The organism is Vibrio sp. 1580 (assembly GCF_033340055.1).
In genome coordinates, this window is record NZ_JAWOVT010000280.1 from 1 (window position 1) to 708 (window position 708).

Here is a 708-nt window from a genome sequence, read left to right on the forward strand (position 1 = left end):
CAATTTTGATGTTCAATCGAGTCGCGAAATCCTCATCTTCGTCTAACTTCTTGACGGCATCCACTGGAAGATAGCTTCTCGGAACAAAGCTGCGCTCGTAAATCTGGCCAATCAAAATGGTGTTTTCATGCAGCGCTTCACCTTGCACCGGCGTCAACGACGTTACGTTCCATTGATACAATGGCGCAGGCCAGAAATAGGTTAATCCTTTCCAACCAATGAGGAGCAATAACCCTAACACCGATAACAAACTGATGCTGACCGCACCGCCTGTTAGCCATATCCACGGTGCGCCAGAACGAATCCAATTTAACATTCAGTCACTCGCTCTTTTTCCTGATCTAAACTACAACGCACGGTATTTATCTCTCAATCTTTGACGTACCAACTCTGCCAGCGCGTTCACCGCAAAGGTGAAGACAAACAAAATCAACGCAGCGAGGAACAACAAACGATAATGCGAACTGCCAACTTCAGACTCTGGCAACTCCACCGCAATGGTTGCCGATAAGCTGCGAAGGCCTTCTAAAATGTTCCAGTCCATCAAAGGCGTGTTGCCAGTCGCCATCAAGACAATCATCGTCTCACCAACTGCACGTCCAAGCCCCATCATAATGGCGGAGAAAATACCTGGGCTGGCCGTAAGTAGCACGACGTAAATCAAGGTTTGCCAAGGAGTGGCCCCAAGCGCTAACGATCCATCAGACA

At 48.4% G+C, this 708-nt stretch carries 1 protein-coding gene and 1 pseudogene; both read right to left on the reverse strand.

Features of this window, described 5'->3' with window-relative positions; translation table 11 throughout:
- A pseudogene (locus R7093_RS25510) lies at nt 1-316 on the reverse strand (phosphate ABC transporter, permease protein PstA); the annotation flags it as partial.
- Between the two features lie 30 nt (nt 317-346).
- On the reverse strand, nt 347-708 hold a 362-nt coding region (locus R7093_RS25515; protein WP_140322837.1), incomplete at its 5' end, for an ABC transporter permease subunit.